General features: G+C 42.4%; 5 protein-coding genes and 1 pseudogene. 4 read left to right on the forward strand and 2 right to left on the reverse strand.

Annotated elements, in window-relative coordinates:
- Together LI164_RS15385 and LI164_RS15390 are read right to left on the reverse strand one after the other, a co-directional pair.
- A pseudogene (locus LI164_RS15385) lies at positions 1-576 on the reverse strand (site-specific integrase); the annotation flags it as partial.
- Positions 577-736: 160 nt separating this feature from the next.
- A complete protein-coding gene (locus LI164_RS15390; RefSeq protein WP_227087362.1) occupies positions 737-1,366 on the reverse strand; it encodes a helix-turn-helix domain-containing protein in 630 nt (209 codons plus the stop codon).
- A 174-nt stretch (positions 1,367-1,540) separates the two neighbouring features.
- Here LI164_RS15390 and LI164_RS15395 point away from each other — a divergent pair, with 174 nt between their 5' ends.
- The 4 genes from LI164_RS15395 to LI164_RS15410 form a co-directional block, all read left to right on the forward strand.
- Positions 1,541-1,771, forward strand: coding sequence for a helix-turn-helix domain-containing protein (locus tag LI164_RS15395; RefSeq protein ID WP_003505382.1), 231 nt, complete (start codon positions 1,541-1,543; stop codon positions 1,769-1,771).
- Positions 1,772-1,915: 144 nt separating this feature from the next.
- Positions 1,916-2,230, forward strand: a complete 315-nt coding sequence (locus tag LI164_RS15400) for a hypothetical protein (RefSeq protein WP_014080633.1) — start codon at positions 1,916-1,918, stop codon at positions 2,228-2,230.
- Positions 2,230-2,535, forward strand: a complete 306-nt coding sequence (locus tag LI164_RS15405) for a hypothetical protein (RefSeq protein WP_227087363.1) — start codon at positions 2,230-2,232, stop codon at positions 2,533-2,535. Before LI164_RS15400 ends, LI164_RS15405 begins: the two co-directional genes overlap by 1 nt.
- A partial coding sequence (locus LI164_RS15410; protein WP_227087364.1) for a MobA/MobL family protein occupies positions 2,511-3,617 on the forward strand: 1,107 nt, incomplete at its 3' end. The genes LI164_RS15405 and LI164_RS15410, both read left to right, overlap by 25 nt.

The following is a 3,617-nucleotide window of genomic DNA, read 5'->3' on the forward strand; positions in this document are numbered from 1 at the left end:
TATATCGCCATCCATGTCATCATCAGAAAACAGGTCAACCTCATCCGTCTGGTATTTCAGCTTAATATACTGCATCGGATTGAAAGTGATATATTGCTTTGGTGATACTGCAAATCGGAATGACTGCTGTAATACTGCCGAGAAAGAACGAATGTAATCTTTGCTATAACCTTTTCTTTCTGAACCATCTGGATAAGTGCCACCAAAGGAAAGCAGATCGAAGAAGGCTTGTAAATGCTCAGATGTTACATTTTTCAACTTTCTCTCTGAAATTGGATGCTTCTTGATGTTGGTAATAGCACCGAGGTAATTCTGGACTGTCCCATTACTGAGAGTACCAGTCTTTAATTCTTCCTCTGCCCATATATCAAGTAATTCTCCAACTGTAATATTTTCCGACTTTGCAATGAATTTCTTGCTTTCGTAATCGTCCATTGCCTGACGGAGCAGTTTTTCCGTTTCACTTTTGCTTTCTGTTCCAGCGTATTCTTTCTGAACCAGATTGCCGCTTGCATCTTCTACATAGAAGCGGTAGTACCATTTCTTTCCTTTTTTTCTTACAGATCCTTTTGCCATAATCGTGTGTCTCCTTTCGATATCAGACAATCGGAACTGATGAAATGCTTCTTGCGTGTAGGCATCTTATGGACAAGTCCATAAGCCAATTCGCCGCTCGTCAAATCTGTAAACAGCGTGACTCGCTCGTGCTCATTGTATCATAACTCCGGTTGTCGTTCTATACCGAATCGGAATCCTCATACAAAACTTCTGATAAAAGATTTTCAAGCCTTTGTTCTGCTGCTTTCGGTTTCTTGGAATAGATTCTTACGATATCTGCCATGTCATTAAAGGCATTGACGGTATGGGTGATCTCTCGGAGAAACATGATCTCGTTATATTCATCATTCGACTCAAACCCCATTACTTTTGCAATATCCGCTTCATTCGTGCTGCCCTTATAATTCTTGCAGGCGAACTGGAATGATTCCAGAAACAGGTTATATTGCTTTAACATCAACAGCAGTAAATCTTTGGAAAAAGCATCTTCCTGTTTACTAAGGTCGAGAGGTAACTGTTTGAGAATATCGCCCATTGCATCACGAATCTGTAATTCTTTCTTATCCGTAATATCGGTTTCGTATTCATCGGTTTCACCTCTGAGCCATTCAATAGATACATGAAGTGCTTCCGAAAGACCTTCCAGCACCATCTTTTTGGTATTGTCAATCGAACCATTCTCATAACGCAGTATTGTGGAAGCGGTAACTCCCATCTTCTCTGCAACATAAGGCTGTGTCAGATTTAATTCCAGACGACGCTGTTTTGCCCTGCTACCTATCAGCTTGCGTAGTTCTTTATCTTTCATGCTGATTGCCTCCTTTTTCGGTATGTATGAATTATAGCATGTACCTCACATAATTGCAATATGCAATTTAATGATTATTTTTAAAATTTCATAACGCTTGACAATGTAATATAAAACCGCTATACTAACAGCACAATAAAAATTGCATAATGCAATTTACTAGGAGGTGACAAGATGACGGAAAGAAAGATTGCATTATCCATCGAGGAAGCAGCCGACTATACAGGGATTGGCAGAAACACTTTGAGAAAGCTGGTTGAATGGAAGAAACTTCCGGTATTAAAGGTCGGAAGAAAAGTCCTTATTAAAACTGACATTCTGGAAAAGTTTATGGAAGCCAACGAGGGGCGAGATCTGAGGGATAAAGGGAATGTAAAAGCTGTCACAAGAAATGTGGCAACTTAAAAAGGCGGCTTCCTAAGAAACCGCCAAAGGTTCTATCAGACCGAAGCCATGATATACCTACACGCAAGAGGATTATACCATGTGCTTCTCCTGATATGCAACCGAGAACTGTTGTTTATCGGAAAAAGAAAGGATGAAGACGATATGGCGAAATCAACAAAGACTTATGAAGAAAGAATACGTGCATTAGAGAAAAAGGAACAGGAAAGCATTGAAGCTACAAAAAAGCTCATAGCACAGCGGAAGGAACTGGAAAAGCGAAAGAAAGCCGAGGAAAGTAAAAAAAGAACCCACAGGCTCTGTCAGATTGGCGGTGCGGTGGAATCAGTTCTTGGATGTCCGATTGAGGAGGAAGATTTACCAAAACTAATCGGCTTCTTAAAAAGGCAGGAAACAAACGGAAAGTTTTTCTCAAAGGCGATGCAGAAAGAGCCACTTACAGATATGGAGGAAGTGTAATGGCGGAGGGAGTGGGTTTTCCATTCCCTTCATTGCCTTTGAATGAAGGGCGCACTTATGGACAACCAGAGGTCGTCCTTATAAGTCTGCCACAAGTGGCAACCGGTCTGCGCTTACGCTTGCCGGGCTCGTTCCGTCGGCGGGGCTTTCAGCCAGACCTGCTCATGCCGCAGGGGGCACTCTTGCGCAGAGAGCGTTCCGACAGCTTCACTCCTGCCAAACCAGAAGAAGATTCTGTCGGAAATCAATGCCGGATACGGCAGAAAGGGGGAATCGTAGCATGGCGATATTTCATTTTACAGTAAAAATTGTCGGACGCAGTAAAGGAAAATCTGTCATATCCGCATCTGCATATCTTAACGGAGATGTGATGAAGAATGAGGAAACAGGCAGGATCAGCTACTACACTTCCAAAAAGGAAGTCGTCTACACCAGTCTGATGATGTGCGAAAATGCACCTCCGGAGTGGCTGCAGGTACCGGAAGAAAATATAAAAAGGTTTCAACAGTCTATCCGTTATAAAAGGGCAGGCGATAAGGAAGCAGCACTGGAAAAGTTTAAAATCACATTTCAGAAACAGCGGTTATGGAATGAGGTCTTGAAGATAGAAAAAAATGCAGATGCCCAGCTTGGACGTTCATTTGAATTTTCCCTGCCGAAAGAATGGAGCAGACAGGAACAGATTGATTATACAACCGAATATATTCAAAAGACTTTCGTGGATAAGGGAATGTGTGTCGACTGGAGCATACACGATAAGGGCGATGGAAACCCACATGTGCATTTACTTGTAACCATGCGACCATTCAATCTGGATCATTCATGGGGCAGCAAAGAAGTCAAGGACTGGGATTTTGTCAGAGATACTGACGGAAATATCGTGGTTGATGAATCCCACCCGGACTGGTGGCAGGATAAGAAAAATCCTGATCGGCATGGAATCCGCATTCCGGTACTTGATGAAAACGGAGTACAGAAAGTCGGGGCAAGAAACCGAAAACAATGGAAACGGGTTCTGACCGATGCTACCGGCTGGAATAATCCAAAGAATTGTGAGTTATGGCGAAGCGAATGGGCTGGGATGTGTAACCGGCATTTATCCATAGACAATCAGATTGACCACCGCTCTTATGAAAGACAGGGCAAATTAAAAATCCCTACGATTCATGAGGGTGCGGATGCAAGAAAGATTGAGGAAAAATATCTCACCGGACAGATATGGAATGGTTCATGGAAGGTAGAGGAAAACCAGATGATTAAAAAACAAAATGCACTACTGCAAAAGGTAATCACAACCTTTGGTAAGGTATCCGGTGCATTGTCAATATGGAAGGAGTGGTTGAATGACATTAGAAGAAAGCAAAGAAGTAATTCCCATGATGGAAGC

It is taken from the genome of Dorea sp. 210702-DFI.3.125 (genome assembly GCF_020560945.1).
Lineage (GTDB): Bacteria > Bacillota > Clostridia > Lachnospirales > Lachnospiraceae > Dorea > Dorea formicigenerans.

Excerpts from the sequence above, each read along its gene's own strand:
- LI164_RS15390 (WP_227087362.1), bottom strand. The coding sequence starts at position 1,366 with ATGAAAGATAAAGAACTACGCAAGCTGATAGGTAGCAGGGCAAAACAG.
- LI164_RS15395 (WP_003505382.1), top strand. The coding sequence starts at position 1,541 with ATGACGGAAAGAAAGATTGCATTATCCATCGAGGAAGCAGCCGACTAT.
- LI164_RS15400 (WP_014080633.1), top strand. The coding sequence starts at position 1,916 with ATGGCGAAATCAACAAAGACTTATGAAGAAAGAATACGTGCATTAGAG.
- LI164_RS15405 (WP_227087363.1), top strand. The coding sequence starts at position 2,230 with ATGGCGGAGGGAGTGGGTTTTCCATTCCCTTCATTGCCTTTGAATGAA.